Origin of the sequence: Brevundimonas balnearis, from assembly GCF_042434805.1 — a bacterium.
Taxonomy (GTDB): Bacteria; Pseudomonadota; Alphaproteobacteria; order Caulobacterales; family Caulobacteraceae; genus Brevundimonas; species Brevundimonas balnearis.
Map to the genome: position 1 here is coordinate 35,123 of NZ_JBHLSW010000007.1, position 25,796 is coordinate 60,918.

At 69.5% G+C, this 25,796-nt stretch carries 33 protein-coding genes and 3 tRNA genes; 19 read left to right on the plus strand and 17 right to left on the minus strand.

From position 1 onward, the window contains the following. Positions 1–2: 2 nt before the first annotated feature. From ACFFGE_RS09860 to ACFFGE_RS09905, 10 genes are all read right to left on the minus strand, one after another. A complete protein-coding gene (locus ACFFGE_RS09860) occupies positions 3–908 on the minus strand; it encodes a MotA/TolQ/ExbB proton channel family protein (RefSeq protein ID WP_376836196.1) in 906 nt (301 codons plus the stop codon). A 398-nt stretch (positions 909–1,306) separates the two neighbouring features. Further along, positions 1,307–1,382: transfer RNA gene (locus ACFFGE_RS09865), tRNA-Phe, on the minus strand. Positions 1,383–1,447: 65 nt separating this feature from the next. Continuing rightward, entirely contained in the window at positions 1,448–1,609 is a 162-nt protein-coding gene (locus ACFFGE_RS09870) for a DNA gyrase inhibitor YacG (protein ID WP_376836197.1), read from the minus strand. Between the two features lie 3 nt (positions 1,610–1,612). Next, positions 1,613–2,638 (minus strand): ribonuclease E/G, encoded by a 1,026-nt coding sequence (locus ACFFGE_RS09875; RefSeq protein WP_376836198.1) that lies wholly within the window; start codon positions 2,636–2,638, stop codon positions 1,613–1,615. After that, on the minus strand, positions 2,635–3,216 hold the full coding sequence (locus ACFFGE_RS09880) for a Maf family protein (RefSeq protein ID WP_376836199.1): 582 nt from the start codon (positions 3,214–3,216) through the stop codon (positions 2,635–2,637). Before ACFFGE_RS09880 ends, ACFFGE_RS09875 begins: the two co-directional genes overlap by 4 nt. Before the next feature lie 13 nt (positions 3,217–3,229). Next, positions 3,230–3,448, minus strand: a complete 219-nt coding sequence (infA, locus tag ACFFGE_RS09885; RefSeq protein ID WP_003164348.1) for a translation initiation factor IF-1 — start codon at positions 3,446–3,448, stop codon at positions 3,230–3,232. 104 nt (positions 3,449–3,552) lie between these two features. After that, on the minus strand, positions 3,553–4,023 hold the full coding sequence (locus ACFFGE_RS09890) for a UPF0262 family protein (protein WP_376836200.1): 471 nt from the start codon (positions 4,021–4,023) through the stop codon (positions 3,553–3,555). Continuing rightward, complete coding sequence (locus tag ACFFGE_RS09895; RefSeq protein ID WP_376836201.1) at positions 4,020–4,496, minus strand: DUF2948 family protein; 477 nt, start codon at positions 4,494–4,496, stop codon at positions 4,020–4,022. Before ACFFGE_RS09895 ends, ACFFGE_RS09890 begins: the two co-directional genes overlap by 4 nt. Then, positions 4,486–5,766, minus strand: a complete 1,281-nt coding sequence (gene murA / locus ACFFGE_RS09900) for a UDP-N-acetylglucosamine 1-carboxyvinyltransferase (RefSeq protein ID WP_376836202.1) — start codon at positions 5,764–5,766, stop codon at positions 4,486–4,488. Before murA ends, ACFFGE_RS09895 begins: the two co-directional genes overlap by 11 nt. Positions 5,767–5,868: 102 nt before the next feature. Beyond that, entirely contained in the window at positions 5,869–6,009 is a 141-nt protein-coding gene (locus ACFFGE_RS09905) for a hypothetical protein (RefSeq protein ID WP_376836203.1), read from the minus strand. Positions 6,010–6,105: 96 nt separating this feature from the next. On the opposite strand from ACFFGE_RS09905, the gene ACFFGE_RS09910 reads away from it, so the two are divergent. Beyond that, a tRNA-Thr gene (locus ACFFGE_RS09910) sits at positions 6,106–6,180 on the plus strand. A gap of 57 nt (positions 6,181–6,237) precedes the next feature. Here the strand turns inward: ACFFGE_RS09910 and ACFFGE_RS09915 are convergent. The 3 genes from ACFFGE_RS09915 to ACFFGE_RS09925 are packed head-to-tail and all read right to left on the minus strand — an operon-like array spanning position 6,238 to position 8,766. After that, on the minus strand, positions 6,238–6,723 hold the full coding sequence (locus tag ACFFGE_RS09915) for a hypothetical protein (protein ID WP_376836204.1): 486 nt from the start codon (positions 6,721–6,723) through the stop codon (positions 6,238–6,240). A 44-nt stretch (positions 6,724–6,767) separates the two neighbouring features. Then, the gene (gene msrB, locus ACFFGE_RS09920) at positions 6,768–7,250 is read right to left on the minus strand and encodes a peptide-methionine (R)-S-oxide reductase MsrB (RefSeq protein WP_376836721.1); all 483 of its coding nucleotides are present in this window, start codon (positions 7,248–7,250) and stop codon (positions 6,768–6,770) included. A gap of 43 nt (positions 7,251–7,293) precedes the next feature. After that, positions 7,294–8,766: a S41 family peptidase gene (locus ACFFGE_RS09925; RefSeq protein WP_376836205.1), complete on the minus strand. Its 1,473-nt coding sequence runs from the start codon at positions 8,764–8,766 to the stop codon at positions 7,294–7,296. Between the two features lie 209 nt (positions 8,767–8,975). Between ACFFGE_RS09925 and ACFFGE_RS09930 the strand changes: the two genes are divergently transcribed. The 4 genes from ACFFGE_RS09930 to ACFFGE_RS09945 are packed head-to-tail and all read left to right on the plus strand — an operon-like array spanning position 8,976 to position 12,070. After that, entirely contained in the window at positions 8,976–10,958 is a 1,983-nt protein-coding gene (locus ACFFGE_RS09930) for an acetyl-CoA carboxylase biotin carboxylase subunit (protein ID WP_376836206.1), read from the plus strand. Between the two features lie 38 nt (positions 10,959–10,996). Next, positions 10,997–11,239, plus strand: coding sequence for a type II toxin-antitoxin system Phd/YefM family antitoxin (locus ACFFGE_RS09935; protein WP_376836207.1), 243 nt, complete (start codon positions 10,997–10,999; stop codon positions 11,237–11,239). Between the two features lie 5 nt (positions 11,240–11,244). Continuing rightward, a complete protein-coding gene (locus ACFFGE_RS09940) occupies positions 11,245–11,619 on the plus strand; it encodes a type II toxin-antitoxin system VapC family toxin (protein WP_376836208.1) in 375 nt (124 codons plus the stop codon). A 25-nt stretch (positions 11,620–11,644) separates the two neighbouring features. Next, a complete protein-coding gene (locus tag ACFFGE_RS09945) occupies positions 11,645–12,070 on the plus strand; it encodes a DUF805 domain-containing protein (RefSeq protein ID WP_376836209.1) in 426 nt (141 codons plus the stop codon). On the opposite strand, the gene lipB is transcribed toward ACFFGE_RS09945, so the two are convergent. Further along, positions 12,016–12,738 (minus strand): lipoyl(octanoyl) transferase LipB, encoded by a 723-nt coding sequence (lipB, locus tag ACFFGE_RS09950; protein ID WP_376836210.1) that lies wholly within the window; start codon positions 12,736–12,738, stop codon positions 12,016–12,018. The two genes, ACFFGE_RS09945 and lipB, sit on opposite strands and share 55 nt — an antisense overlap. A gap of 9 nt (positions 12,739–12,747) precedes the next feature. Here lipB and ACFFGE_RS09955 point away from each other — a divergent pair, with 9 nt between their 5' ends. The 14 genes from ACFFGE_RS09955 (at position 12,748) to ACFFGE_RS10020 (ending at position 23,622) form a co-directional block, all read left to right on the plus strand. Then, positions 12,748–13,053: a FliM/FliN family flagellar motor switch protein gene (locus ACFFGE_RS09955; RefSeq protein ID WP_376836211.1), complete on the plus strand. Its 306-nt coding sequence runs from the start codon at positions 12,748–12,750 to the stop codon at positions 13,051–13,053. Positions 13,054–13,089: 36 nt separating this feature from the next. Continuing rightward, positions 13,090–13,464 (plus strand): four helix bundle protein, encoded by a 375-nt coding sequence (locus ACFFGE_RS09960; RefSeq protein WP_376836212.1) that lies wholly within the window; start codon positions 13,090–13,092, stop codon positions 13,462–13,464. 92 nt (positions 13,465–13,556) lie between these two features. Further along, positions 13,557–13,641: transfer RNA gene (locus ACFFGE_RS09965), tRNA-Leu, on the plus strand. Between the two features lie 112 nt (positions 13,642–13,753). Beyond that, positions 13,754–14,002, plus strand: a complete 249-nt coding sequence (locus ACFFGE_RS09970; protein WP_376836214.1) for a GIY-YIG nuclease family protein — start codon at positions 13,754–13,756, stop codon at positions 14,000–14,002. A 111-nt stretch (positions 14,003–14,113) separates the two neighbouring features. Continuing rightward, entirely contained in the window at positions 14,114–15,529 is a 1,416-nt protein-coding gene (mgtE, locus tag ACFFGE_RS09975; protein WP_376836215.1) for a magnesium transporter, read from the plus strand. Positions 15,530–15,666: 137 nt separating this feature from the next. Further along, entirely contained in the window at positions 15,667–17,181 is a 1,515-nt protein-coding gene (locus tag ACFFGE_RS09980; RefSeq protein ID WP_376836216.1) for a glycoside hydrolase family protein, read from the plus strand. A gap of 46 nt (positions 17,182–17,227) precedes the next feature. Next, positions 17,228–18,391, plus strand: coding sequence for an isovaleryl-CoA dehydrogenase (locus ACFFGE_RS09985; RefSeq protein WP_376836217.1), 1,164 nt, complete (start codon positions 17,228–17,230; stop codon positions 18,389–18,391). Beyond that, the gene (locus ACFFGE_RS09990; protein ID WP_376836218.1) at positions 18,388–19,221 is read left to right on the plus strand and encodes a LytTR family DNA-binding domain-containing protein; all 834 of its coding nucleotides are present in this window, start codon (positions 18,388–18,390) and stop codon (positions 19,219–19,221) included. Before ACFFGE_RS09985 ends, ACFFGE_RS09990 begins: the two co-directional genes overlap by 4 nt. Before the next feature lie 98 nt (positions 19,222–19,319). Further along, the gene (locus ACFFGE_RS09995) at positions 19,320–20,585 is read left to right on the plus strand and encodes an amidohydrolase family protein (RefSeq protein WP_376836219.1); all 1,266 of its coding nucleotides are present in this window, start codon (positions 19,320–19,322) and stop codon (positions 20,583–20,585) included. 51 nt (positions 20,586–20,636) lie between these two features. Further along, positions 20,637–21,068, plus strand: a complete 432-nt coding sequence (locus ACFFGE_RS10000; RefSeq protein WP_376836220.1) for a DUF3574 domain-containing protein — start codon at positions 20,637–20,639, stop codon at positions 21,066–21,068. 50 nt (positions 21,069–21,118) lie between these two features. Beyond that, complete coding sequence (locus ACFFGE_RS10005) at positions 21,119–21,304, plus strand: DUF3008 family protein (protein ID WP_376836221.1); 186 nt, start codon at positions 21,119–21,121, stop codon at positions 21,302–21,304. A gap of 44 nt (positions 21,305–21,348) precedes the next feature. Continuing rightward, entirely contained in the window at positions 21,349–21,984 is a 636-nt protein-coding gene (locus ACFFGE_RS10010) for an exopolysaccharide biosynthesis protein (protein WP_376836222.1), read from the plus strand. Positions 21,985–22,073: 89 nt separating this feature from the next. Then, positions 22,074–22,709, plus strand: coding sequence for an exopolysaccharide biosynthesis protein (locus ACFFGE_RS10015; RefSeq protein ID WP_376836223.1), 636 nt, complete (start codon positions 22,074–22,076; stop codon positions 22,707–22,709). A 40-nt stretch (positions 22,710–22,749) separates the two neighbouring features. Further along, a complete protein-coding gene (locus ACFFGE_RS10020; RefSeq protein WP_376836225.1) occupies positions 22,750–23,622 on the plus strand; it encodes an alpha/beta hydrolase in 873 nt (290 codons plus the stop codon). Positions 23,623–23,912: 290 nt separating this feature from the next. Here the strand turns inward: ACFFGE_RS10020 and ACFFGE_RS10025 are convergent, their stop codons facing one another. The 3 genes from ACFFGE_RS10025 to flbT all read right to left on the minus strand — a co-directional run bounded on the left by ACFFGE_RS10025 (position 23,913) and on the right by flbT (position 25,686). Continuing rightward, positions 23,913–24,743 carry a flagellin gene (locus ACFFGE_RS10025; RefSeq protein WP_376836226.1) on the minus strand — a complete coding sequence of 277 codons (831 nt, stop codon included), beginning with the start codon at positions 24,741–24,743 and terminating at the stop codon, positions 23,913–23,915. Positions 24,744–24,929: 186 nt separating this feature from the next. After that, entirely contained in the window at positions 24,930–25,301 is a 372-nt protein-coding gene (gene flaF, locus ACFFGE_RS10030) for a flagellar biosynthesis regulator FlaF (protein ID WP_376836228.1), read from the minus strand. Further along, positions 25,261–25,686 (minus strand): flagellar biosynthesis repressor FlbT, encoded by a 426-nt coding sequence (gene flbT / locus ACFFGE_RS10035; protein ID WP_376836230.1) that lies wholly within the window; start codon positions 25,684–25,686, stop codon positions 25,261–25,263. The genes flaF and flbT overlap by 41 nt, the downstream gene beginning before the upstream one ends. Positions 25,687–25,796: the final 110 nt, after the last annotated feature.

Genomic DNA, 25,796 nt, shown 5'->3' on the forward strand with positions numbered 1-25,796 from the left:
GATTACGCCCCCTTGTCGAGCTGGCGCGAGATGCCGTTGATCAGCTCGGCGTTGAAGCCGTCCGAACGCACGCCGTACGCCGCGATGCGGGTGTTGAAGTAGTTGTAGAAGATAACCGCCGGGATGGCCGCGAACAGGCCGATGCCGGTGGCCAGCAGCGCCTCGGCGATACCCGGGGCCACGACGGCCAGGTTGGTGGTGTTCGACTCGGCGATGCCGATGAACGAGTTCATGATGCCGTACACGGTGCCGAACAGACCGATGAACGGACCCGACGAACCGACCGAGGCCAGGAACTGCTGACCGCCCGAAAGGCGGCTGGCGATCGAGGACTGGACGGCGGCGACGGCGGTCTGGGCGCGGAGCAGCGCGGTGTCGCGGTGTTCGCCGGTGATGGAGAGACCGGCCTGACGCGACAGCTCGATTTCTTCGGTCGCGGCGGCGGCCATGTCGGCCAGCGGGTTGCCGTCGAACTCTTCCGAGGTGGAGACCCGACGCATGTCGGCGACGGTGCGGGCGCCGCGGAAGGCTTCCAGGAAGCGGTCGGTCTTGCGGTTCAGCGAGCCGAACTCGAGCAACTTGATGAGCAGCAGGGTCCAGGAGAACACCGAGGCCAGCACGAGGCCGATCATGACGACCTTAACCACCGGGTGGGCGATCAGGAACATCGAGATCGGGGTCAGGCCGCCGCCCCCGTGGCCGCCGCCGACGGCTTCGTTCAGCGACGCGGGATCTTCAGCGGCGGCGCCGGCGGCCGGAGCCGGGGCGGCTTCCGCCGGGGCGGCCGTGGTCGCTTCCGCGGCGGCCGGAGCCGGGGCCGCGTCTTGCGCCAGGACCGGCGAGCCCGCCATCAGGACGGCGGCGCCGGCCATGGCGAGGAGGAGGTTCGTCTTCTTGCTGTTCAGCATGTGTCGCCAGTTCCTGCTTTGGTCTGACTCGTGGGACCCGAGACCTCCGCCTGTCGGCGTCGGCCCTGTGAAAACCTGCCGCGCGGCCGAAAGCGACCGAACGACCGAACGCCTCAGCTCGATGCCGGTTGCCCCGCCGGAAAGCAGGATCGGATCGACCGGAAGACGACGGTCCGGATCGACGTCCGGACAGCCGCTTTCCGCCCTCACGGGCCTTGGCGGTCAAGCTCCTTTGGCGAACCCATAACAGAGCGTCAAGGGCGTTGAGGCGCTTTTCGCCCCTGGGGCGAGCCTTCGCGTTCAAGATGGAGCGTTATGCCGAAAAGCGACCGTCTTATGACGCAACAACGTTGCGCGACGCCCCATTTTCAGGCGCTCGATCGACGGTTCGTGCGAAGTGGTGCCTGGGGGCGGATTCGAACCACCGACACGCGGATTTTCAATCCGCTGCTCTACCAACTGAGCTACCCAGGCCCGGGCCCGTTCATTCGGGAGCGGGGTCTATAGGCGACGACATGGGGCCTGTCCAGCGCCTGTCGTCACGCCTCCTCGGCGTCCGGCGGGGTCTCGTCCTCGGGCACGGGAATCCTGTAGGCGCCGGTGAACCAGCGCTGCAGATCGAGGTCGGCGCAGCGCTTGGAACAGAAGGGGCGGTAGGCGGGCTGGGCCGGCGCCTTGGCGCAGATGGGGCAGGTCGCCATCGGTCAGTCCTCGCGAATGTCGATGTGGTCGGACGCGGCGCGGTCGTCCGCCGCGACCCCGGCCCTGGGCCCGAGCCGCGCCACGAGCGAGGCCGCGAGGGCCGCGACCTGCGGAGAGCACCGGGCGATCAGCCTCGGCGACGCCGTGTCGCAGATCAGCGCGCGGCGCAGGCGACGCGTCAGATCGATCGCTCGTGTCAGGGCCGAGCGGCCGCCGCGCTCGCCGAGCCGTTCCTCGATCGGCGTGCGCGTCCAGGGGATCGTCAGTTGGAGCAGGCCGAATCGGCTGAGCGGCCCCAGCGCCGCCCCGTCGCCGTCGAACGCCTCGCGCGCGGCCTGGGTCACCCTCTCGGGGTTCAGCTTCGAGCCGGCGAGGTCGATCACCACCAGCCCGCCCCAGCTCCTGAGCCGGATCATGCGCGCCGCCTGACGCAGCCCCTCCCGATTGGCGCGGTCCCGCGCCCGCGACCCGCCGTTCCCGCCGAGGGCGGCATGGTCTATGTCCACCGCCACCAGGGCGCGGGTGCGCTCCACGGCGACGTCGACGCCGTCCGGAAAAGCAAAGCCGGTCGAGAGCGCCTCCTCCTCGGCCTGCAGCGCCGCATCGATCGCGGGCAGGCCCTCGACGATCTCCGCGCCAGGCGCCCAACCCTTCAGCAGCGTCTCCACGTCCGGCCCGGCGACGAGCAGACGCGGAGCCCCCTGCCCGGGACCGAGCAACCGGAGCGACGGCCCCTTCGACCCGCGCGGCTCGCTCACCACCTCGACCTCGAGGCTGTCGCCCTCGTGAAGAGCGGATCGACCACCCAGCGGCAGAAAGCCCGGCGCGCCGCCGACGCCGAGATCGACGAAGGCGGCTCCGTAGGCCGCGCGCACCTCGCTGACCCGGCCCACGCAGCGGGTGCCCAGACGGTGCTGAGGGATATCGCCCTCGCGCTGGATCACCAGCCGCTCGCAGCGCCCGTCACGGACCAGGACGCCCCGCGTCTCGCCCGGCGTCTCGTCCAGGAACAGCTCGACCAGGCTCACGGCCGCCAGCCCGCGCCCCTGAGCAGCGCCGAGGTTTCATAGAGCGGCAGGCCCATGACCGCCGGTTGGCTGCCGACGATTCGCCGGACGAAGGCGCCCGCGGGCCCCTGGATCCCGTAGCCGCCGGCCTTGCCCCGCCAGTCGCCGGTGGCGACGTAGGACGCGATCTCGTCCTCGGACAACGGCTTGAAGGCGACCCGCGTCTCGACCAGTCGTGCGGACCGGCGCTCGCCCCGCGCCACGGCGACGCCGGTGTAGACGCGATGGTTGCGGCCGGACAGCAGACGCAGGAAGGCGGCGGCCTCGGCCTCGTCGGCCGGTTTCTCGAGAAGACGCCGGCCCAGGGCGACCACGGTGTCCGCCGCCAGGATGATGGACTCGGGGCTGGAGGCTGAGAGCGCCGCCGCCTTCTCCCGCGCCAGTCGTTCGGCGAGCCGTGCGGGCGGCTCGGCCTTCAGCGGGGTCTCGTCGATGTCGGCGGGCAGGATGCGATCGGGGACCACCCCGATCTGCGCCAGAAGCTCCTTCCGGCGCGGGCTAGCCGAGGCCAGGATCAACTCGGGACGGTCGCCCGCCATGGGCGGCCGGTCCTTACTTGAAGCGATAGGTGATGCGACCCTTGGTCAGGTCGTAGGGCGTCATCTCGACCAGGACCTTGTCGCCGGCCAGCACGCGGATGCGGTTCTTGCGCATCTTGCCCGCCGTGTGGGCGATGATCTCGTGGTCATTCTCGAGGGTCACGCGGAACGTCGCGTTCGGCAGCAGTTCGCTGACCACGCCGGGAAACTCGAGCAGTTCTTCCTTCGCCATGCGGTCTCTCTCGCCCGATATGACAGGGATCAGGGCCGCGCCGGGCGATGCGCGACCTTCCAAGCGGCGGGCCTATGCACCAAAACGGCGGCGGCGTCGACCCGTCAGCCGCGTCGATGCAGCGCCGTGATGAGCGTGAACAGCCGCCGGCTGGTCTCGAGGTCCAACTCGATCTTTCCGTCCAGACGCTCGCGCAGCAGCTCGGCGCCTTCGTTGTGCAGGCCGCGCCGGCCCATGTCGACGGCCTCGATCTGACTCGGGGACGAGCCGCGCAGCGCCTCGTAGTAGCTGTCGCAGATCGCGATGTAGTCGCGCACCACGGCCTTGAACGGCGTCAGCGACAGGGCATGCAGCTTGCCGAAGCCGGGCCCGGTGATGTCGAACACCAGGCGGCTGTCCTGAAGGCTGAGCTTGAGAGCATACGGACCGCCGCCGCCGCCGACCGGCGCGAAGTGGTTCTTCTCGACCAGATCGAAGATGGCGACGCGCCGCTCGTGTTCGATCTCGGCGGTCGCGGACGGCAGGGTCGCCTGATCCAGCTCGATCGAGCCCAGCCTGTTCGCCCCGTCGCTCACGCCGCGTCGCCGTCGAGCGGGTGCGCCGGCGCGGCCTTGGCGGGCCAGCGTTCGGACAGGTCGGTGACCACGGCGTCCAGACACTCCACGTCCAGCTTCAGATCGCCGCCGGCGGCGAACATCATGACGACCTGGCCCGCCGGCGCCTCCGCGCCCGGCAGGAAATCCATGGCCAGCAGCTCCAGCGGCACGTCCTCGCCGCGCGGCAGCCGTCGGCTCTGAACCTTCAGCACGTCGCCGAACTGCATGGCCGCCCGCACGCGGGTGCCGCCGCATTCCCAGCAGAAGCGGCTCAGCTCGACGGTCAGGGTGCGCGCGCGCCGGTCCCAGGCGATGTCGGCCGGATGCACGATGGCGTCCTGGAGGGCGGCGGAGATGATCTGCAGGTCGTCGCCGTCCTGGGCGAGCAGGCGCAGCGGCTCCAGCGCCTTGGACGGCGCGGCCGCCGCCTCGACCTCCGTCTCAATGCTCATCCGACTCTCCCTTGATCCGCCGCACATCGGCCCCGCACGCCTGGAGCTTGGCCTCCAGATGTTCGAAGCCGCGATCAAGATGATAGACGCGACCGATCGTGGTTTCACCCTCCGCCGCCAGGCCGGCGATCACCAGGCTGACCGAGGCCCGCAGGTCCGTGGCCATGACCTGGGCGCCCACCAGCCGGTCCACGCCGGTGACCCGCGCTTCTCCGCCGTGGACGGAAATCTCGGCGCCGAGCCGCATCAGCTCCGGCGCGTGCATGAAGCGGTTCTCGAAGATGGTTTCGTGGATGACGCTTTCGCCCCGCGCCAGGGTCATCAGCGCCATGAACTGGGCCTGCAGATCGGTGGCGAAGCCCGGATAGACCTCGGTGGTCACATCGACGGCCTTGAGGCGCTGGGCCGGATCGCGGCGAACGATCACGCCGTCGGACGTCGGCTCGACCTCCACGCCCGCGGCGACCATGCGGTCGGTCAGGGCGGCGATCAGCTCCGGCCGGCTCTTCGTCAGCCGCACCTCGCCCCCCGCCATCGCGGCGGCCACGGCGTAGGAGCCCATCTCGATCCGGTCGGGGATCACCGACCACTCGGTCCCCCTCAACGAGCTGACGCCAGTGACGGTCAGGACGTCCGTGTCGATTCCCTCGATGCGCGCGCCCATGGCGTTGAGGCAGTGGGCCAGGTCGCCGATCTCCGGCTCGCAGGCCGCGCGGCGCAGCACCGTCGTCCCCTCGGCCAGCACGGCGGCGAGCAGCGCGTGCTCGGTGGCGCCCACCGAGACGAACGGAAACTCGATCTCGGCGCCCTTCAGGCCTTTCGGCGCGACCGCGTGGACATAGCCCTCCTCCAGCGTGATCTCGGCGCCGAGCGCCTGCAGGGCCTTCAGATGCAGATCGACCGGCCGCGCCCCGATGGTGCATCCGCCCGGCAGGGACACCCTGGCTTCCCCGGTGCGCGTCAGGAGCGGGCCCAGCACATTGAAGCTGGCGCGCATCTGGCGCACCAGATCATAGGGCGCGAAGGTCGAGGTGATCTCCCTGGCGTGCAGCACCGTCGTGGCCGGGTCGCTCTCCTCGACCGACAGGCCGAAGGCGCGCAGCAGCTGGCCCAGAAACCGCGTGTCGGCCAGGCGCGGCATGTTGGTCAGCTTGAGCGGCTGGTCGGTGAGGATGGCGGCGGCCATCAGCTTGATGGCGGAATTCTTGGCGCCGCTGACCGGAATCTCGCCGGTCAGTCGCGCGCCGCCCACGATGGCGATGCGGTCCATGGAGTCTCTGTCTCCGCCACGCGACGGGCGCGGCGGGTTTCGTCTGTAGCGCGGCGAAGGGCGGGCGCCAAAGGGGGCGCGGTGACTTTGCGTTTCCGAGCCTCACTCGTCCGCGGGCGACGCCCTGGCGGCCTTGCGACGACGCAGATTGGCGCGCAGGGCCTGGGCCAGGCGTGCGTCCCGCTCGGCCTTGCGCCGCGCCTCCGCGTCCTCGGGCTTGGGGTCGGGGTCGTCTTCGGCCATGCCGCGAGAAGCCTCACCGCGCTCCGTCGATCAAGCGCGCATTTTGGGTTTGCCCCTGCGGAGTCCATTGGCTATACGGCCGCTTCCTCAGATCGGGCCGCCGTAGCTCAGTGGTAGAGCGCATCCTTGGTAAGGCTGAGGTCGGCAGTTCAATCCTGCCCGGCGGCACCATCTGAGTTGATCGCGTCCTCGCCCGGTCGAGGACGCGTCCAGCCCCCCGAAGCCTCGTCAATCGATGACGTGCGGACGCATGAGCGGGCCCCAGGTCGGCGCGCCCCAGACCGGTGCGCCCCAGACCGGCGCGCCATAGGGCGCGTAGTACCGGCCGCCCTCGCTCTGCTGGTAGCTGAAGGTGGCGCGACCGTTCTCGCCGACGGGGACGGAGATGGTGGCGCCGTAGGTGGTGAAGTCGTGGCTGCCGACGCCGACGTTGACCTCGCCGTGAACCCGCCGGTCGTCCCGCCATTCCAGCGAACCGGCCTGTCGCTCCGCGCGGTCGCGCGCGTCGGCGGCGCGGGCGGGTGCCAGGAAGCGGTCGATCTGCTCGGCGGTGCTGAGTTGGGTCCCGGCGCGAAGCACCGGCGCCTGTTCGTCCAGAATCGGAGAGGCGCCCGCGGCCACGGCGGCCGGAAGCGCGTCCGACACCCGGCCGGTGGTGACGACCCCGTCGGGATCCGAGACGGACAGGGCCAGAAGGGCGACGAGCAGCGACATGGGCTTCTCCTAAACCCGACGAACGTCCGCGACCAATGCGGCGATCATCGGGCGACCCCGTCGCCGCGCTGAAGCGGATCCGGCAAGGGCTCGCCCATCGGGACGAACCGCAGCGCCACCGAGTTGATGCAGTAGCGCAGCCCCGTCGGCGGGGGGCCGTCGGGGAACACGTGCCCCTGGTGGCTGTCGCAGCGGGCGCAGCGGGTCTCGATCCGCACCATGCCGTACGACGTGTCGCGGATCGCCAGAACATGCGCCTCGTCCACCGGCTCGGTGAAGCTGGGCCAGCCGGTGCCGCTCTCGAACTTCGTGCCGGCCTTGAACAGAGGCAGGCCGCACATACGGCAGCAGAAGACGCCGGCCCGCTTCTCGCCCAGCAAGGTCCCGCAGAACGGGGCCTCCGTGCCGTGTGCGAGCAGGACGCGCCGTTCCTCGGCGTCGAGCCCGGCCTCGAGGGCGACGCGCTGGCCCTCGTCGGGGGGCGTCAGATCGTAGCCGGCGGCGGAGCGGAGCGTCTCTTCGGTCATGACAGGCATGTGGGGGCGGCCCGACCCGGCCGCCACCCGTGGCTCAGCCCGCGAACAGGCCGTTGACCCAAGCCCGAACCGCCGTCTCGTCGGTCGGGTTGCCGGTATAGGGGACCTGCGGCGTGTGCGGGACGTTGTGGCCGCGCTCGCGCGTCGTCCAGGCCTTGTGACCGAAGCTGAGGTCGCCGTAGTTCGACGGCAGGCGGATGTCGGTCGCCTCTATGAAGATCGAGTCCGCGTTCGTCGGCGCGCCGGCCAGCACCACGTTCGGCAGGTTCTTCAGCAGATCGACCACGTCCAGGCAGCCGCCCGAGCATCCGCCGTCGATCAGCACGACCACGCGGCCCTGCACCGGGTTGGCGGCGCCGGTGTCCGGGGCGGCGGCGCGGCCGTCCAGGGTGAAGCTGGGCTGGCCGGCGGCGATGGCGGCGTCGAAGGCCGCCACGATGGCGCGGGTCTGCTCGATCACCGGCATGGATTCCGCGACGAACAGGGGGTCCGCCTCCATCCGCGCCAGGGTCTGGGCGTACCACTCGCGGTTCCCCGGCGTCGCGCGATATACGATCGTGCCGGCTTCCGGCTGCCGCGGCGCGGTGTACTCCACGGTCCAAAGACGGTTGGCCAGGCCATAGCCGCGGCGGGTCGCCTCCGCGTCCGTGCCCGAGGCGCCGCGCAGGTCGATGACCACGCCGTTCGGCCCCTGCAGCAGATCACGCTGAGCCTCGACCGCCGCATAGAAGGCGGTCCAGTCGGCATCGGCCTCAAGGGTGTGCACATGGATCCAGCCGCGGCCATCCACGGTCTCGACCGCGAGCGGCGTCGGCGCGGTGTAGACCGACGCGGCCCAGGCGGCGCGACGGTCGTCCTCGGACGTGATGGCGGTGGTCAGGACAAAGTTGCGCTGGCGACGGCCGTCCTGGAAGCGGCACTGGCGCGGCACGCCCGGCGCGAAGCTGTTGTCGCGGTCCCAAAGCAGATAGGGGGCGGTGCGCACCCGTTCGGCCTCCAGCTGGAGGTTGCCCTCCCACCGGTCCAGACGCACCTGGGCGAACTCCTCGATCGGCTGGTCGTCGCAGGAGATGACCCGCGCGCCCAGCGGCGGCAGGCCGCGCACGCCCGACTTGACCCAGGACACCACATAGCCGCCGTCGCGCCAGGCCGTGGCGAAGTTCGGCGTCGCGGCGGCGAACCAGGCCGGCAGCGGCTCGTAGGACGGGTTCAGGCGGATGTTGTTGTCGCGGAAGCCGCCAGCGTAGCCCTGCAGCACATAGAAGTAGTCGCGCGCGCCGCGAACGCGGGGAATTTCGGCGGCGATCTGGTCGTAGCCCGCGTCGACCCAGGCGCGAAAGGTGTCGCCCGGCCCCGGAACGACCACGGCCGGATGGTCGGCCTTCAGGGCGTCGCGGGCGGCCGTCAGGTCCTGCTGGGCGATGGCCTGCCAGTTCTGGGCGGCGGCCGGCGCGGCGGCGACGCAGAGGGCCAGGGCGGCGGCGGAAGCGGCGAGCGCGCGGATCATCGAAGTCACTCCGGAAAGGCTGTCGCGTCGGGGATGGCGGTCGTTATCCCCATTCACCATCGCCTTGCCAAGGCCAAAGCGGCACCCTGCGTCAGCCTTTCCCCCCGCGGGCGAGCGCGGCCCGCCGTTTACTCGCGTCGAGGTCCGGCCTAATCGGACGGTCGCCAAGGGGCCGTCGAAGCGCCCGACCTCAGGGACCGCCAGGAAGCATGTTCTCAAAGATCCTGATCGCCAACCGGGGCGAGATCGCCGTTCGCATCATCAAGACCTGCCGTCGCATGGGGATCGGAACCGTAGCCGTCTATTCAGAGGCCGACGCACGCTCCCTGGCGGTCGAGATGGCGGACGAGGCGGTCCTGATCGGACCGGCGCCGGCGGCCCAGTCCTACCTGCTGGCGGACAAGATCGTCGAGGCGGTGCGCCGGACGGGGGCGGAGGCGGTGCATCCAGGCTTCGGCTTCCTGTCGGAAAACGCGGGCTTCGCGCGCCGCCTGCGCGACGAGAGGATCGCCTTCATCGGGCCGAACCCCGAGGCGATCGAGGCCATGGGGGACAAGATCACCTCCAAGAAGTTCGCGGCGGACGCCGGAGTCTCGACCGTGCCGGGCCACATGGGCCTGATCGACACGGCCGAACAGGCGGTCGAGATCGCCCGCGGCATCGGCTATCCGGTGATGATCAAGGCCTCGGCCGGCGGCGGCGGCAAGGGCATCCGCGTCGCCCACTCCGACGCCGACATGGCCGAGGGCTTCGCGGCGGTGAAGGCGGAGGCGAAGAACGCCTTCGGCGACGACCGGGTCTTCCTCGAGAAGTTCATCGTCGACCCCCGCCACATCGAGATCCAGGTGCTGGGCGACAAGCACGGCGACATCGTGCACCTGTTCGAGCGCGAGTGCTCGATCCAGCGCCGCAACCAGAAGGTCGTCGAGGAGGCCCCCTCCCCGCTTCTGGATCCTGAGACCCGCGCCGCGATGGGCGCCCAGGCGATCGCCCTGGCGCGGGCCGTGAACTACGACTCCGCCGGCACGGTCGAGTTCGTGGCCGGTCAGGACAAGTCTTTCTTCTTCCTGGAGATGAACACCCGCCTGCAGGTCGAGCATCCTGTGACGGAGCTGATCACCGGCGTGGATCTGGTCGAGCAGATGATCCGCTCCGCAGCCGGCGAGCCCCTGCCCTTCACCCAGGACCAGCTGGCCATCAACGGCTGGGCGATCGAGAGCCGCATCTACGCCGAGGACCCCTATCGCGGCTTCCTGCCCTCGATCGGGCGGCTGGTGCGCTATGAGCAGCCCGAGGAGGGCGAGCAGGACGGCTACGTCGTGCGAAACGACTCCGGCGTCCGGGAGGGCGACGAGATCAGCATGTTCTACGACCCCATGATCGCCAAGCTGTGCGCCTGGGGCGAGACGCGAGACGCGGCCGTGGACGGCATGGCCCGGGCGCTGGAGGACACGCACATCTCGGGCCTCGGCCACAATGTGCCGTTCCTGTCCGCGGTGATGGACCAGCGGCGGTTCCGGTCAGGGCGGCTGTCGACCAGCTACATCAAGGACGAGTTCCCCGACGGCTTCCATGGTCTGCCCGCCACGCCGGACCAACGCGACCTGATGATCGCCGCGGCCATGGCGATGCATGAGATCCTGGCGGAGCAGTCGGGCGATCCGTCGGATCGCACGCAGTGGACGGTCCTGTTCGACAAGACGCCCGTGGAGGTCGCGCTCGCCTATGACGACGCGGAGGCGCTGACGCTGGACCTGAGCGATCGCGACGCGCCGGTGCGGCTGTCCGACATCGACTGGCGGCCCGGGCTGGCGCAGTTCCGCGCCGTGCTCGACGGCGAGCCCTTCACCGCCGAGGTGAAGCGCGTCGCCGACGGCTTCGACATCCGTCAGCGGGCCGCCCGCGCCCGGGTGCGGGTGCTCAGCCCCTCTGTCGCGGACCTCTACGCCCGCCTGCCCGAGAAGGCGGCGGCGGACACCTCCAAGCTGATCCAGTCGCCGATGCCGGGGCTGGTGGTCTCGATCCCGGTGAAGCCGGGCCAGGAGGTCAAGTCGGGCGAGGCGGTCGCCATCATCGAGGCGATGAAGATGCAGAACATCCTGCGCGCCGAGCGCGACGGCGTGGTCAAGACCGTCGGCGCCAAGGACGGCGACAGCGTCGCCGCCGACGACGTGCTCGTGGAGTTCGTCTGACGCTGGCGAAGATAGACTAAGTCTGTTAGTCTAGTCTTATGGAGACGGTAAACATTCATCAGGCCAAGACGCATCTTTCGCGTCTCATCCAGCAGGCGCTGCAAGGCCACCCCTTCATCATCGCGAAGGCGGGAAAGCCTCTGGTGAAGGTCGAGGCGGTGTCGTCGGAGCCTATGTCAGTTAAACGATTCGGCATGATGAAGGGCTTGATCTCAGTGCCGGACAACTTCGATGCGCTCGGCCGGGAAGAGATCGAGCGGCAGTTCGGCCTCGACCATTGAGAGCGTTGCTGGACACTCACCTGCTGATCTGGATCGCCGCGGGCGACGCACGAGCTGAGTCGATGAGAACGGTCGTCGACGATCCCGCCACGGATGTCGCCTACAGCGTCGCGAGCCTTTGGGAGATAGGGATCAAGCGGTCGCTCGCTCGGTCTGACTTTCGCATTGATCCAGCCGCGTTGCGCCAAGGGCTGTTGGCCGCCGCATATGTCGAGCTGCCTGTCAGCGGAGAGCATGCGCTTGCCGCCCCTCTCCTGCCGCCGATTCACAAGGATCCTTTCGATCGCCTGATCGTGGCTCAGGCGCTTGTCGAGGAGCGCGTGCTGTTCACATCCGACGCGTCCCTGGGCGGCTACCCTGCAGATATCCGCTTGATCTAGGCGACCATCAACCGCGAGCCCGACCGTGATCGCCCCGCACCAATTCACCGACGCCCTGTTCACCGGGAACGGCCGCATCGGCAGGCTGATGTTCGTGCTCGGGCTGGGGGCGGTGACGGCGGTCGCGCTTCTGGCCGGGCTCATCCCGCCGGCGGGCTGGACGGGCGAGGCGCTGTTCTGGGCCATCCGGCTGCCGCTGTTGTTCGTGCTGTTCTGCCTGATGGCGCAGCGGCTGCACGACATCGGTCGCAGCGGCTGGTGGGCGGCGCCCGCGACCGCGATCGTCTGGATGGCCCCCTCCCCGATGGGCGAGTTCCGCGACGAGGTCAGCGTGGCGCTGCACCTGATCTGGTTCGGCGCCCTGGCGGTCTGGCCCGGCCAGAAGGTGTTCAACCGCTACGGCGCGCCGCCGTCGGCACTGGCGTCGACCACTGGTCCGAAGACGGCCTGAAACGCCGACTTCAGCGCCGCGTCCGCCTCGTCCATCGTCGCCAGGACGCCGAGATCGACCAGGCTGGTCACGCCGTGCTCGCGGATGCCGCAGGGCACGATGCCGCCGAAGTGGTCCAGTTCCGGCTCAACATTCAGGCTGATGCCGTGAAAGCTGACCCAGCGGCGGACTTTCACGCCGATGGCGGCGATCTTGTCCTCGCGCGACCAGCCGGGACCTTTCCGTTCGACCCAGACGCCGACCCGGCCCTCGCGCACGTCGGCCTCGACGCCGAACCGGTTAAGCGCCTCGATCAGCCAGCGCTCGAGGCCCCGCACGAAGCCGCGCACGTCGCGCCCGCGCTTGTCCAGGTCCAGCATCACATAGGCCACCCGCTGGCCGGGCCCGTGATAGGTGAACTGGCCGCCGCGCCCGGTCCGATGCACGGGAAACCGAGCGTCCAGCAGGTCGTCGTCCCTGGCCGACACGCCGGCCGTGTAGAGCGGCGGATGCTCCAGGAGCCAGACCCGTTCCGGCGCCTCGCCCGCCGCGATCAGCGCCGCGCGCGCCTCCATCTCGGCCACGGCGGCGTCGTAGCCGACATATCCGCGCGCCACGCCCCACTCGACGGGCTGTCGATCGGCGCGATGAAGGCGTCGGTCCGACGTGTTTAACGGCTCAGCAAGCATGACGGGGCAATGTGGCTTTCGGGGGCTTCCATGCAAGACCACTCCTCCAGTGCCGAGTATCCCATGTCCCAAGTCGAAGCGGTGAACGTCGAGATCAGCGTGGTCCTCGGCCGTTCCGTGCTGCCGATGGCGCAACTGCTGCGCATGGGCCGCGGCGCGGTGATCCCGCTGGACGCGGGCGAACAGGACGAGGTCTGGATCCTGGCCAACAACCACCCCGTGGCCCGCGGTCAGATCGAGCTGCGCGAGGACCGCATCACCATCGTCGTGACCCGACCGGCCGACGTCTATGACTTCATGGCGGGGGCGGCTTAACGGGCAGTAGGCAGTAGGCAGTAAGGACGAACGCTGTTGGCCGAGGTCAAAAGCTATCGTGACCTCAAGGTCTGGCAGCGCGCGATGGATCTCGCCGTCGCGGTCTACACCTTGACCAAGTCGTTTCCGCGAGACGAGCAATTCGGGCTTACCTCGCAGCTGAGGCGCGCCAGCAGCTCCATCGCCGCCAACGTCGCCGAAGGATACGGCCGAGCCTCCAAGCCGGCCTACCTGAACCACCTTCGCATCGCGCAAGGCTCGCTGAAGGAAACAGAGACTCACCTGCTGTTGTGTGCGCGCGTGTCGATCTGCTCGGCTGCCGAAACCGATCCTTTTCTGGAGCAGGCAGACGAACTCGGTCGAATGTTGCGCAGCCTCATCGTCAGCCTCGAGGCTCACGGCGGCACTTGAATCGCCTACTGCCTACTGCCTATTGCCCAAGCCCTTCTCGGCCCCCTTCCCATAGCCCTCGCACTCCGCTATTCCCCCCGCCTCCGATGCGAGCGGTCGTGGCGGAATTGGTAGACGCGCAGCGTTGAGGTCGCTGTGGGGCAACCCGTGGAAGTTCGAGTCTTCTCGACCGCACCATCCTGCTTCGCCCTGCGGGCTTCGCAGGACGAAGTCCTGCGCAAGCCAATGGGAGAAGCAGGATGCCCTGCGAAGCCTTGGCGAAGCACGGCTGGCTGACGCGAGCCGCCGATTGCACTACGTCTACCTGCTCGAAAGCCTCAACGATCCGACCCAACGCTATGTCGGCGTCTCGTCTGATCTGAAGAGCCGCCTCGCGGAACATAACGCTGGCAAGTCCGGCCACACCTCGAAACACGTCCCGTGGCGTCTGGTGACTTACATTACGTTCTCCCGCCGAAGCCAGGCCGAGGATTTCGAACGCTACCTCAAATCCGGCTCCGGCCACGCCTTCGCGCGCAAACGGTTGTGGCCGGCTTGACCGCCCCCTGCGCCTGAGCGAGACACCGCGTGACCGTCGCCTTTCCGGGCGTCGATCTGATTCAGGACCCGCCATCGGCTAGACGCTGATCCATCTTCAGGGAGGCCCCGCGTGAGCAGCACCGACTCCGCCCTCCTGAACGCTCCCGAGCCGGACATCGAGCACGAGGCGCTGGGCGAGGACTACGCCCTGACGCCGGCCTTCGTGGAGAAGGTGATCGACGCCGCCGACGACGGCGACGGGTTGAAGCTGCGCGGGCTGCTCGAGGATCTGCACCCCGCCGACGTCGCCGACCTGATGGGCTTCCTGACGGCCGAGCACCGCGCGGTGGTCGTGCTGTGGCTGCCGCCCGAACTGCTGGCCGAGACCCTGCCCGAGCTGGACGACGGCATCCGCGAGGAGGTGCTGGAGCGGGTGCCGCACGGCACCCTGGCCGAGGCGCTGCAGGAGCTGGACTCCGACGACGCCGCCGCCGTGGTCGAGGACCTGGAGGACGACCAGCGCGAGCGCGTGCTGGCGGCCATGCCCGAGGTCGACCGCGCCGCGATCGAGAGCTCGCTGGGCTATGAGGAGGACTCCGCCGGCCGGCTGATGCAGCGCGAGGTGATGGCCGCGCCTCAGTTCTGGTCGGTCGGCGACACCATCGACCACGTCCGCGCCCAGGGCGAGGAGCTGCCGGAGCTGTTCTTCGACATCTACGTGGTCGATCCGCTGAACCGGCCCGTGGGCGGCGTCGCCATCAGCCGGCTCCTGCGGGCGCCTCGCGCCACGCCCCTGACCGATCTGATGGAGCCGGTCACCGAGATCGACGTCAGTCAGGACCAGGAAGAGGTCGCCTACATCTTCGAGAAATACCACCTGATCTCGGCGCCCGTCATCGACGCGGCGGGCCGGCTGGTGGGGCAGATCACCGTCGACGACATCGTCAACATCATCCAGGAGGAGAACCGCGAGGACATCCTGCGTCTGGCCGGGGTGTCGGACGAGGGGCGCGGCTCCTCCGTGCCGGAGATCGTGCGCGGCCGTGTGCCGTGGCTGGCGGTCAATCTGGCGACGGCGGCGATCGGGGCCAGCGTGATCGGCTGGTTCGCCGGCACGATCGAGGCGATCGTCGCCCTGGCCATCCTGATGCCCATCGTGTCCGCGATCGGCGGCAACGCCGGAACCCAGGCCCTGACGGTGACGGTGCGGGCGCTGGCGACGCGCGAGCTGAACAGCTCCAACGCGCGCCGGACCTTCGTGCGCGAGCTGGCGGTGGGGCTGGCCAACGGGCTGATCCTGGCGCCCCTGATCGGCCTGGCGGCGGCGCTTTGGTTCCGGGGCGAGGACTGGCGGATCGGCCTGGTGATCGGCGCGGCGATGATCCTGAACCTGCTGGTCGCGGCCACGGTCGGCGTGCTGACGCCGCTGACCCTGTCCCGGCTGAAGCAGGATCCCGCCGTGTCGTCGGCCGTGTTCGTCACCGCCACCACCGATTTCTTCGGATTCCTGATCTTCCTCGGCCTGGCGACCGTCGTCCTTCTGTGACGCGCGGAGGTTAACGGCCCGAAGGGGCGGCCCGGCCTTTGCGACGGGGGGTGCGAGCCCGTCCCGGGCGTCCCATTTTGGATCACATGCCGGTGTCTACGAGCGTTCAGCGCAGGAAGGTGTCCCGAGAGGGCCTCGTGCTCATCAAGAGCTTCGAGGGGTTCACGCCCCGCGCCGCGCGCCGGCCCGACGGGACGTGGGTCATCGGCTATGGCCACACCCGATCGGCGCGCGAGGGGCTGAGCGTCAGCGAGGCGGACGCGGAACTGCTTCTGCAGTACGATCTGCTGCCGGTGGTCGCCGCCCTGCACGACCATGTGAGGGTCGATCTGAACCAGCACCAGTTCGACGCCCTGGCCAGCTTCGCCCTCAGCGTCGGCGTGGATGCGTTCGCCCGGTCCGACGTCCTTTCCGCGCTCAACGGCGAGGGCCCGCAGGCGGCGGCGCGCACGCTCGGCGCGCGCGGCGACGTGGATCCCGCCCTGGCCCGGCCCGGCCGGCGTCGCGCGGTGGAACGCGCGCTGTTCGAGGCCGACCCGTCCGGTCCCGTGGCCCTGGCGCAGCTTCTGTCCGCCCCGGTCGCGGCCGAAGCGGAGGCCGCGCAGGCTTCCGCGCCGCAGCCTCTCCCGGCCGATGAACCCCGGACGCCGGGGCCTGAGCGCGATGTCCCGGCGGCGCTGCAGGTCCGCTATGCGGCCATATCCCAGCTGCTGGGCGAGGCCGACGAAGCCGAGCCGATCGTCCGGACGCCTGACGCCGCCAACCAGGACGCGCCCCTTCAGCCGGGGCCCGCTCAACCCGCCGACCCCGTCGTTGAGGCGGCGCTCGAGGCGACGCCCGCCGCCGCGCCCGCGACTCCCTCCTCGGGAGAGGCTCAGTCCCCCGCCGAGGATTCGGCCCAGCCGGCGACCGCGTCGGAGCCCGAAGCCGCATCCGAACCGGAAGCCGAAACGCCCGCGCCGGAGCCGGTGATCCAGCCCGCGGCCGAGGATTCGGCCCGGGCGGCGGCGATGGCGGAGATGGTCCGTCGCCAGTTCTCGCCCTTCCCTGGCATGATGTACGGCTCCCTGCCCCTGGACGCCGCCAAGCCCGCGCCGGCGTCGGAGCCGCCCCCGCCCCCCGCCGCGCCCGCGCCGGCGCCGCCGCCCGCGCCGGAGCCCCCGCCCGCGCCCGCATCGGAACCGGCCCCGCCGCCTCCCATCGAGACGCCCCGCTTCGCGGCGCCCGACACCCTGGTCCTGACCCCCGCCGAGCCCGAGCCTGCTCCGGTGTCGGCCCGTCCCGTCTGGACCGCCGAGGAGCGCGCCGAGGCCCGCGACGATGCGGCGCTGAGCGTCGATCTGTTCACCGAGGAGGAGCTGGCCGCCGACACCTCGCTCGGCCCTGTCATGCGCCACGAGGACCTGGAAGACCCCGGTCCCGGCGTCGAGGTGGGCGAGATCGGCGCCTATGTCGGCATGGGCGCGGTCGGCCTGATCTCGCTCGGCGCGGCGGTTCCGGCGTTCCAGGTGCTGTTGAACCAGGGGGCGGGTCCCAGCGGCGAGACCCTTCTGATCTTCGCGGCCCTCGTCCTGCTGGGCGCGGGCTGCAGCGGCATCGCGGCCTACAACCTCATGCGGCTCTGGCGGCGGCACCACCACCGCGACGCCTGAGCGCGGCGCCTTTGCGGGGTAGGCGACCGATGCTAACCCGGCGCCCATGAGCATCCCGAACGCCCCGCAATCCATGGAATTCGGCCTCGGCGAGACCGCCGACGCCATTCGCGACACCACGGCCCGCTGGGCCGCCGACCGGCTGGCGCCCCGCGCCGCCGAGATCGACGAGACCAACACCTTCGCCCGCGACCTGTGGCCCGAGATGGGCGAACTGGGTCTGCACGGCATCACGGTGGAGGAGGAGTTCGGCGGACTGGGGCTCGGCTATCTGGAGCACTGCGTCGCGATGGAGGAAGTGTCGCGCGCCTCGGCCTCGATCGGCCTGAGCTACGGGGCCCACTCCAACCTCTGCGTCAACCAGATCCGCCGCTGGGGCACCGACGAGCAGAAGCGCCGCTATCTGCCCAAGCTGATCTCGGGAGAGCACGTCGGCTCGCTGGCCATGTCGGAGGCGGGATCGGGCTCGGACGTCATGTCGATGAAGACGCGGGCCGAGAAGAAGGGCGATCGCTACGTCCTGAACGGCACCAAGTTCTGGATCACCAATGCGCCGCACGCCGAGACGCTTGTCGTCTATGCCCGCACCGGCGACGGCAACGGGGGCGTCACCGCCTTCCTGATCGAGAAGGGCATGAAGGGCTTCAGCGTTTCGAAGAAGCTGGACAAGATGGGCATGCGCGGCTCCGACACCGCCGAGCTGGTGTTCGAGGATTGCGAGGTCCCGGAAGAGAACGTAATGGGCGGCGAGGGCCGCGGGGCGGCGGTGCTGATGAGCGGGCTCGACTATGAGCGCGCCGTGCTGGCGGCCGGCCCGCTGGGCATCATGCAGGCGGCGCTGGACGTGGTCCTGCCCTACGTCCGCGACCGCAAGCAGTTCGGCAAGCCGATCGGCTCGTTCCAGCTGATGCAGGGCAAGGTGGCGGACATGTACGTCGCCCTGAACTCGGCCCGGGCCTATGTCTATGCGGTCGCCAAGGCGTGCGATCAGGGGCTGACCACGCGCTACGACGCGGCGGGCGCGATCCTGCTGGCGTCCGAAAACGCAGTGAAGGTGACGCTGGAGGCCGTGCAGGCCCTGGGCGGCGCCGGCTACACCAAGGAATGGCCGGTCGAGCGGCTGGTCCGCGACGCCAAGCTCTATGACATCGGGGCCGGCACCAATGAAATCCGCCGCTTCCTGATCGGGCGGGAGCTGCTCGGGTCGTGACCAGCTCCGCCCAACCCTGGCTGAAGACCGGCATGGCCGGTCTCGGTCGCGGCTGGCGGCGTGACCTGGCGCGCGACGCGGCGGCGCTGGCCGTCGTGGCGCTGGGCTACTTCACCCTGTTCCTGCTGACGCGCGATGTCCCTTTCGTAGAGATTTTGCAGGCGACGCTGAGGAACACCGCGTCGCTGGCGCTGGTGGCGGCGCTGATCCGGCCTTGGGTGCGGCGGGCGCTGGAGCTCAAGCCGCCCGTGCAAGCGGTCGCGCACATCGGGTTGGCCGTCGCCTTCACCCTGGCGTGGCTGTGGGTGTTGACCGTGGCCGGGGCGCTGCTCGGAGCGGAGTCGGTCATGCGGTTCGTGGTGAACCCTTTCCTCGTAGGACCCGCGGCCGAATGGCAGATATTTCAGGGGCTGTTCGTTTACGGGCTGCTCGCCTGCCTCATCGCGCTGGAGCGGACGCCGGCGCGGGGCGGGCTGATCGTGCTGACGGCCGAGGACGCCGAGAGCGAGGCCCGGTTCCTGGTGCGCGAGGGCGAGGACATCCGGCCGCTGGCCGTCGGACGGCTGGTCGCGGTGCGCGGCGCCGACGACTACTCCGAGGTGGTGACGCTGGACGGCAATCGTCTGGTCCAGACGCGGCTGGCGGAGTTCGAGCGCATGCTGGACCCGGCGCGGTTCCTCCGCGTGCATCGCTCCGCCATCGTTAATCTGGACCGGATGGTGCGGGCCGAGCCCGCCGGCGGCGGGCGTCTGCTGATCCATCTGGAGGCCGGGCCGCCGGTTCACGCCAGCCGCGCGGGCGCGAAGGCGCTGAGGGACCGAACGCTCTGACGCCATTGGCCGAAGCGCGGATGTCCGTTCGCCGATCCGCGCTCTCCCGGCCGCCGTTCCGGCCTAATCGCGGTTCAACGCGAAGCGGAGAGGCATCGATGAAACGTGCGGGATGGATGGTGCTGGTCTGTCTGGCGGCGGGAGGCGCGGCGGCGCAAACTCCGGTCGAGACCCTCTACCACGGCGGACATGTATGGACCGGCCGGGGCTTCGAGGCGCGGGACCTGGCGGTGCGTGGTGATCGGATCATCGACCCGTCGACGCTCGGCCCGAGCGCGACGCGGGTCGATGCGACCGGCCGCTGGCTGACCCCGGCCTATGCCAACGCCCACGCCCACATCACCAATGCGACGATGGAGACGAGCCGCGTCTACACCGACAGCGGGGTCTTCTACGTCTGGAACCCGAACACCATCGTACAGGACGCCGAGGACAAGGCCTTCTTCGCCCGGCCGGACACGTTCGATGTGCGGGTCGCCCAGGGCGGGATCACCGAGCCCGGCGGCCATCCGGAGCGGCTCTACGTCGAGTTCCTGGCCCAGAGCGTCTACGGCGGGCGGCCGCGCGAATGGTTCATCGGCAACGCCTTCCACTATGGCTCGACGCCGGCCGAGATCGACGCAGCGCTGGACCTGCTGAAGGCGCAGGGGGCGGACTTCGTGAAGGCCTATCTGCTGAACTCCGAGCGCTATGCGGAGCTGAGGGACGATCCGTCCGGCTATGGCCGCAAGGGGTTGAACCCGGAGAACTTCGCCTATCTGGTCCAGGCGGCGCATGCGCGGGGCCTGCCGGTCGCGGTGCATATGGAGACGGCGCACGATCTGGAGGTCGCAGCCAGCGCCGGGGCCGACTTCGCCGCCCACCTGCCCGGCTATGGCGGCGACGACCCGGAGGCCTTAAACAGCAAGCGGATCACACCCGAACTGGCGGCCCTCGTCGCGCGGTCCGGCATGCGGGTCATCCCGACCTATGGCGTGATCCGGGGCTCCGCCTACGATGAAGCGGGTGCGTTGAACCCGGCTGCGGAAAGCCAGATCGCCCTGCAGCGCGAGAACCTGCGGCTGTTGCGCGAGGCGGGCGTGCCGATCCTGATCGGCACCGACGGGCGCGGCCCGATCTTCTCGGAAGCCGAGCATCTGGTCGAGATCGGCGTCGCCACTCCGGCGGAGGCGACGCGGATGGTGCTGGAGACGGGAGCGGTGCTGTTTCCGGAGCGCCGGATCGGGTGCCTGGAGGCAGGCTGCGAGGCGGATTTCCTGATGCTTGAGGCCGATCCGACGGCGGATATCTCGGCCCTGCGGCGAATCCAGACGCGGATCATGCAGGGGACGGAACTCGCCACAACGCCAAGGCCCCTGTCCTGAAGGTGACGCCAGAGCCTCGGTCGTCTAACCAAGGCGGATCGGGAGGCCACGATGAAACGACAGATGGTAGCGATCCTCGGCGGCTTGGCGCTGGGCGGTTGCGTCAGTGTGGATGTCGAGCGGGGGGAGGCGCGCGGGCCGGCCGGCTGCGCCGCCGGACTGTCGCCCACGCCTGTGGCGCATCTCTATTTCGGCCGCTTCATCGGAGCGTCGCTGGGCGTGTCGGACGCAGACTGGCAGGACTTCGTCGATCGGGAAATCACGCCGCGCTTCCCCAACGGCCTGAGCGTGACGGACGTCTCAGGCCAGTGGCGGGGACCCGACGGGGTTATCGTGCGCGAGCCCTCGAAAGCCGTGATGATCATCCTGACCGAAGCCGAGACCGAGCAGGCGTCGCTCGATGCGATCCGAGCCGCCTATGTCGAACGCTTCGATCAGGACGCGGTGATGCTGATCCAGCAGACCGCCTGCGTCGGGTTCTAGGGGAACGGGGCGAGGCGCAGCGGGTTGGTTCCGGCGGAAGGAGACCCGTCATGCCCGCAAAATCCGCCGCCCAGCAGAAGGCCGCCGGAGCCGCGCTGTCCGCCAAGCGCGGCGACACGCCCAAGTCGAAGCTTCAGGGCGCCTCGAAGTCCATGGCCGCCTCCATGAGCGAGAAACAGCTCGAGGAGCTCGCGTCCACGAAGCGCAAGGGCAAGCCCGAGCATGCCGGCGACTGAGGCCCGTTAGGTCGTCCGTCATCATCGGCGGCTAAGCTCTCCGAATGGCGATCACCGAGACCAGCACCGGACGGCCGCTCGGCTTCTCGGCCGTGCTGGAGCGCATGGGCAAGGTCGGCGGCGAGAAGCTGCATCTGGGCGAGATCGTGGACGCGTTCGGCGACCGAGCCTTCGGCGCAGTCATGCTGCTGTTCGCCATCATCAACATGCTGCCCTGGCCGCCGGGGGGCACGACCCTGACCGGGGCGCCGCTGCTGTTCCTGGCCATGGAGCTGGCCTGGGGGCGCGAGACGCTGTGGCTGCCCAACTTCATCAGGAAGGCGTCGCTCAGCCGGTCGACGTTCGAGCGACTGAGCCGTCGGCTCCTGCCGATCATCCGGTTCGCCGAGCGCCTGTCGCGGCCGCGCCTCTATGTCCTGACCGGGCCGTTCGGACAGGGGCTGATCGGGCTGGCCTGCCTGTTCCTGGCCATCATCCTGGTGCTGCCGGTCTGGGGCGGGAACCTGATCCCAGCCGTGGCCATCGGCTTCTTCTCGCTGGGGGTCATGCAGCGCGACGGCTTGGCGGTGATCCTGGGCTGGCTGACGACGGCGGCGGCGACGGCGGTGATCGTCCTGGCCTGGAACCTGGTCGTCGCGGGGTTCGAGGCCGGCTGGCGCTGGCTTCAGGGCGTCGTTTGAACACAGCGATGTCGCGCCTTGCCGATTGTTCATTGGCGGGCGGGCGCGCCAGCCCCTAGATCGCAAGCCAGACCTGAGCGGCCCCTCGAATGAACGATTCGCCTCATCCCTACGACGGGCTGCCCTTCTCCGAGGTGCTGGCGCGGGTCGGCGCCCGGCCCGGCGCGCAGGTGTCGCTGGAGGAGCTGGTGCAGGCCTTCGGCGAACGCGGCTTCGGCGCCCTGCTGCTGCTGCTCGGGCTCATCAGCGCGGTGATCGGAGCGATCCCGGGAACGACGACGATCCTGGGGCTGCCCATGTTGATCCTGGGCGTCCAGCTGCTGTTCCGCCGCGACGAGCTGTGGCTGCCCGGCTGGATCCTGAAGCGCGAGATCGAGCGCAAGGCCTTCGCCGACGCCGCGAGCCGGGTCATGCCGCACCTGAAGCGGGTCGAGCGGTTCAGCCGACCGCGCCTGCAGTTCATGAGCACCGACCTGTCGGAGTGCCTGATCGGCCTGGCCTGCGTCATCTGGGCGGGGGTCCTGATGCTGCCGCTGATCGGCTTCAACCTGTTTCCCTCGCTGTTCGTCGCCACCTTCGGCTTCGGCCTGATGCAGCGCGACGGGGTCGCGGTGATCGCCGCCTGGGTCGGGTCGGCCGCGTTCGCCACGGTGGTCTGGCTGGCCTGGGAGGCGATCATGCGGACGATCGAGGCGGTCAGCGCCTGGTGGGGCGGCCTGGTCTGAACCGCTGGCGAGGCGGCGGAGACGGCGCTACCGTGGCGGCATGATCGACAGACGAGACCTTCTGGCCGGCTTCGCCGCCCTCCCGATCGCAGCCTCGCACCGACGCCTCGACGGCGGGCGGGTGGAGCGGTTCGAGGGACCGGAGCCGGTCGGCGTCCTGCCCCGCGCCGTCGATGTCTGGCTGCCGCCCGGCTATGACGCGGGGACTGGACGCCATCCCGTTCTCTACATGCAGGACGGCCAGAACATCTTCGAACCCGGGCGCGCCTACGGCGGCCAGGAATGGCGGATCGACGAGACGCTGGAGCGGCTGATCGCCGAGGGGCGCGTCCGTGCGCCCATCGTCGTGGGAATCTGGAACAGCCAGAACCGCGCCCTGGACTACATGCCCCGGAAGGCCGTGACCGGCGAGACCTTCACCCTGGGCTTCGGGCGCGACGTGATGCGCGCGGCGGACATCACCTCCGACGCCTACCTGGACTATCTCACGGGACAGCTGAAGCCGGCCGTCGACGCGCGCTATCGCACGCTGGCGGGGCGCGACGACACCTTCGTGATGGGCTCCAGCATGGGCGGGCTGATCTCGGCCTATGCGATCGCCGAATACCCAGAGGTGTTCGGCGGCGCGGCCTGCGTCTCGACCCACTGGCCGGCGGGGGACGGGGCGGTGATCGACTGGCTGGCGCGGAACCTGCCCGATCCGGCCACGCACCGGATCTATTTCGACTACGGCACCGCGACGCTGGACGCGCTCTATCCTCCGCTGCAAGCGCGGATGGACGCCGCCATGCGGGCCGCGGGCTGGACCGAAGGCCACAACTGGGTCACCCGCCGCTTCGAGGGGGCCGAGCACAACGAGGCGGCGTGGGCCGCGCGGGCCGACATTCCCCTGACTTTCCTTCTGGGCGTCTGACGCCGGAAATGGAAGAAGCCGCCGGGCGGACCCGGCGGCTTCGCATTGTCTATGACCGCCGTGCGGTCGACCTCGATGACGCGCTCAGGCGTTGGCCGCCTTCGCGGAGGCCCAGGTCTGCACCGTCGGGGTATGGGACAATGAGATCACTGGATCACCTCCTTTCAACTGTTGGACAGGGAGGACGAAGGTAGGGCGCTTCGCCGGGTCGGCAAAGGATGCTCCCGAAGTCGTGATGGGCACAGGAAAAAGCCCCGGAGGCGAACCCCCGGGGCTTCAGTCTTTGGACCTCAGCGGCCGAACAGCTGGGTCAGGAGCTGCGGCGCCTGATTGGCGATGCCCAGGGCCTGGACCCCCAGTTGCTGCTTGGTCTGCAGCGCCTGGAGGCGGGCGCTTTCCTTCGCCAGATCCGCGTCGACCAGATTCCCCACCCCGGCTTCCAGCGAGTCCATCAGCTTGCCGACGAACGTCACATGGGTGCCGAGAGCCTTCGACTTGGTGCCCAGGCGCGCCAGGGCGCCGGACACGTTGGCGATCGACGCATTGACCGACGACAGGGCGGCCGTCGCCGCCGAGGCCGTGGCGATCGCCTGGGTCGAGGTCACGGTCACGTTGGTGGACCCCAGAGCCAGCACCTCCGCCGGGACGGTCAGGGTGCTGGTCCCCTCCGCGTTGGCCAGGGCCTGGAAGCCGGTCGCGCCGGTCTCCAACAGGTTGACGCCGTTGAAGACCGCGTTGTCGGTCACCTGGGTGATCTGGTCGCGAAGGGCGGTGAAGTCCTCATCCAGCGCGGCCCGCGCCGAGGAACTGAGCGACGCGTCGGTCGCCGCGAGAGCCTTCTCCTTCATCTGCAGCAGCAGGTCCGAGATGGACTCGCCGGCCGCGAGGGCGACGTCGACCGCGGCCACGCCCCGGTCGAGCGACTGTTTGACCGCGTTCAGGGCGCCGATATCGGCCCGTTGCCCCTGGGCGATGGCCCAGATGGCCCCGTTGTCCTTCGCCGTCGCCACCTTCTTGCCGGTGTTGATACGGTTCTGGGCGAGGCTGAGTTCGGCGTTGGTCGCGTTCAGGTTCTGGAGCGCGATCATCGCGCCCACGTTGGTGTTGACCGAATTGAACATCGGCGGGTCCTTCCATTCTGGTCGGGAGATGCGAACGGCCTTCTGGCCGTCGAACCGGTTCTGGTTCGCGCGCGCCCACGCAAGGACCCTGCCAGCCGCGTGGACGCGCGGATGGCATTCTTTTCAGTAGGTTAGCTTTCCGGCCTTATCACCGCTCGTGTGTGGGCGGCGGTTTTTTCCCGGCTACTAGGCCGCGCGCGCCGGGTCGGCCGGCGGCTGGAGCCCCTGCATGATCATGCGGTTGATGTCGATCAGGGGCTCGAACCCCTCGCCCTCGCGCATGATCGCGGAGCTGTGCCGATCGACGAACAGGCTGATCGAAATGATCTGGGCCCGCAGCGCCATGGGCAGGCTGTTGGACGGATCGGCGCAGTCGGTCGCCAGGGTCGACCACAGCCGCCGGTTCCAGTCGAGCGCCTTGATCCGCGTCTGGATGTCGGTTCGGTCCACCGTCGCGGCGTGCATCAGCGCGCGGGTGACCTGGCCGAACAGCCGATATTCGGTCTCGCGCGGGCTCTCAGCCCGCGACGCCGCCGCCGTGTACGCCTGAAGCGACATCGCCCAGCCTTTCGTCCTCGTATTCGATCAACTTCCGCGCCGACATCAGGGCCTTGTAGTACTCGCGCGCCAGCACGTGCCGCGAGGCGGCGACGCATTCGGCCTGGACGTCGGGGTTCTTTGTGGCGCCCATGAACTCGGTGAGGCGGCGCACGAACTCGTCGTAGACCTTCGGAACGGAGGCCTCGTCGAGGTACATCATCATCACGGGGAAATAGATGCGGCGCGCCGGCGTGGTCGCCTCGTGCGCCTGCATGATGTCCTTCTCGCGCAGCACCGAGGCCTTATTCTGAAGGATCAGCACGCCGCGCCGGTCGCCGTTCTGAACCACGGCGCCGTTCAGGACGAACTTTTCGCCGGGCTTGAGCGACAGTTTCAAAGGCATGGCGTGGCGGCTCCCCTGGTCGCCGGTCCGGATGAGGACTAGCCGGACGACGGCTGACGCACACTAAAGGAACGTGGTTAACCATACCTTCCGCCGCATGGTGCAGACTT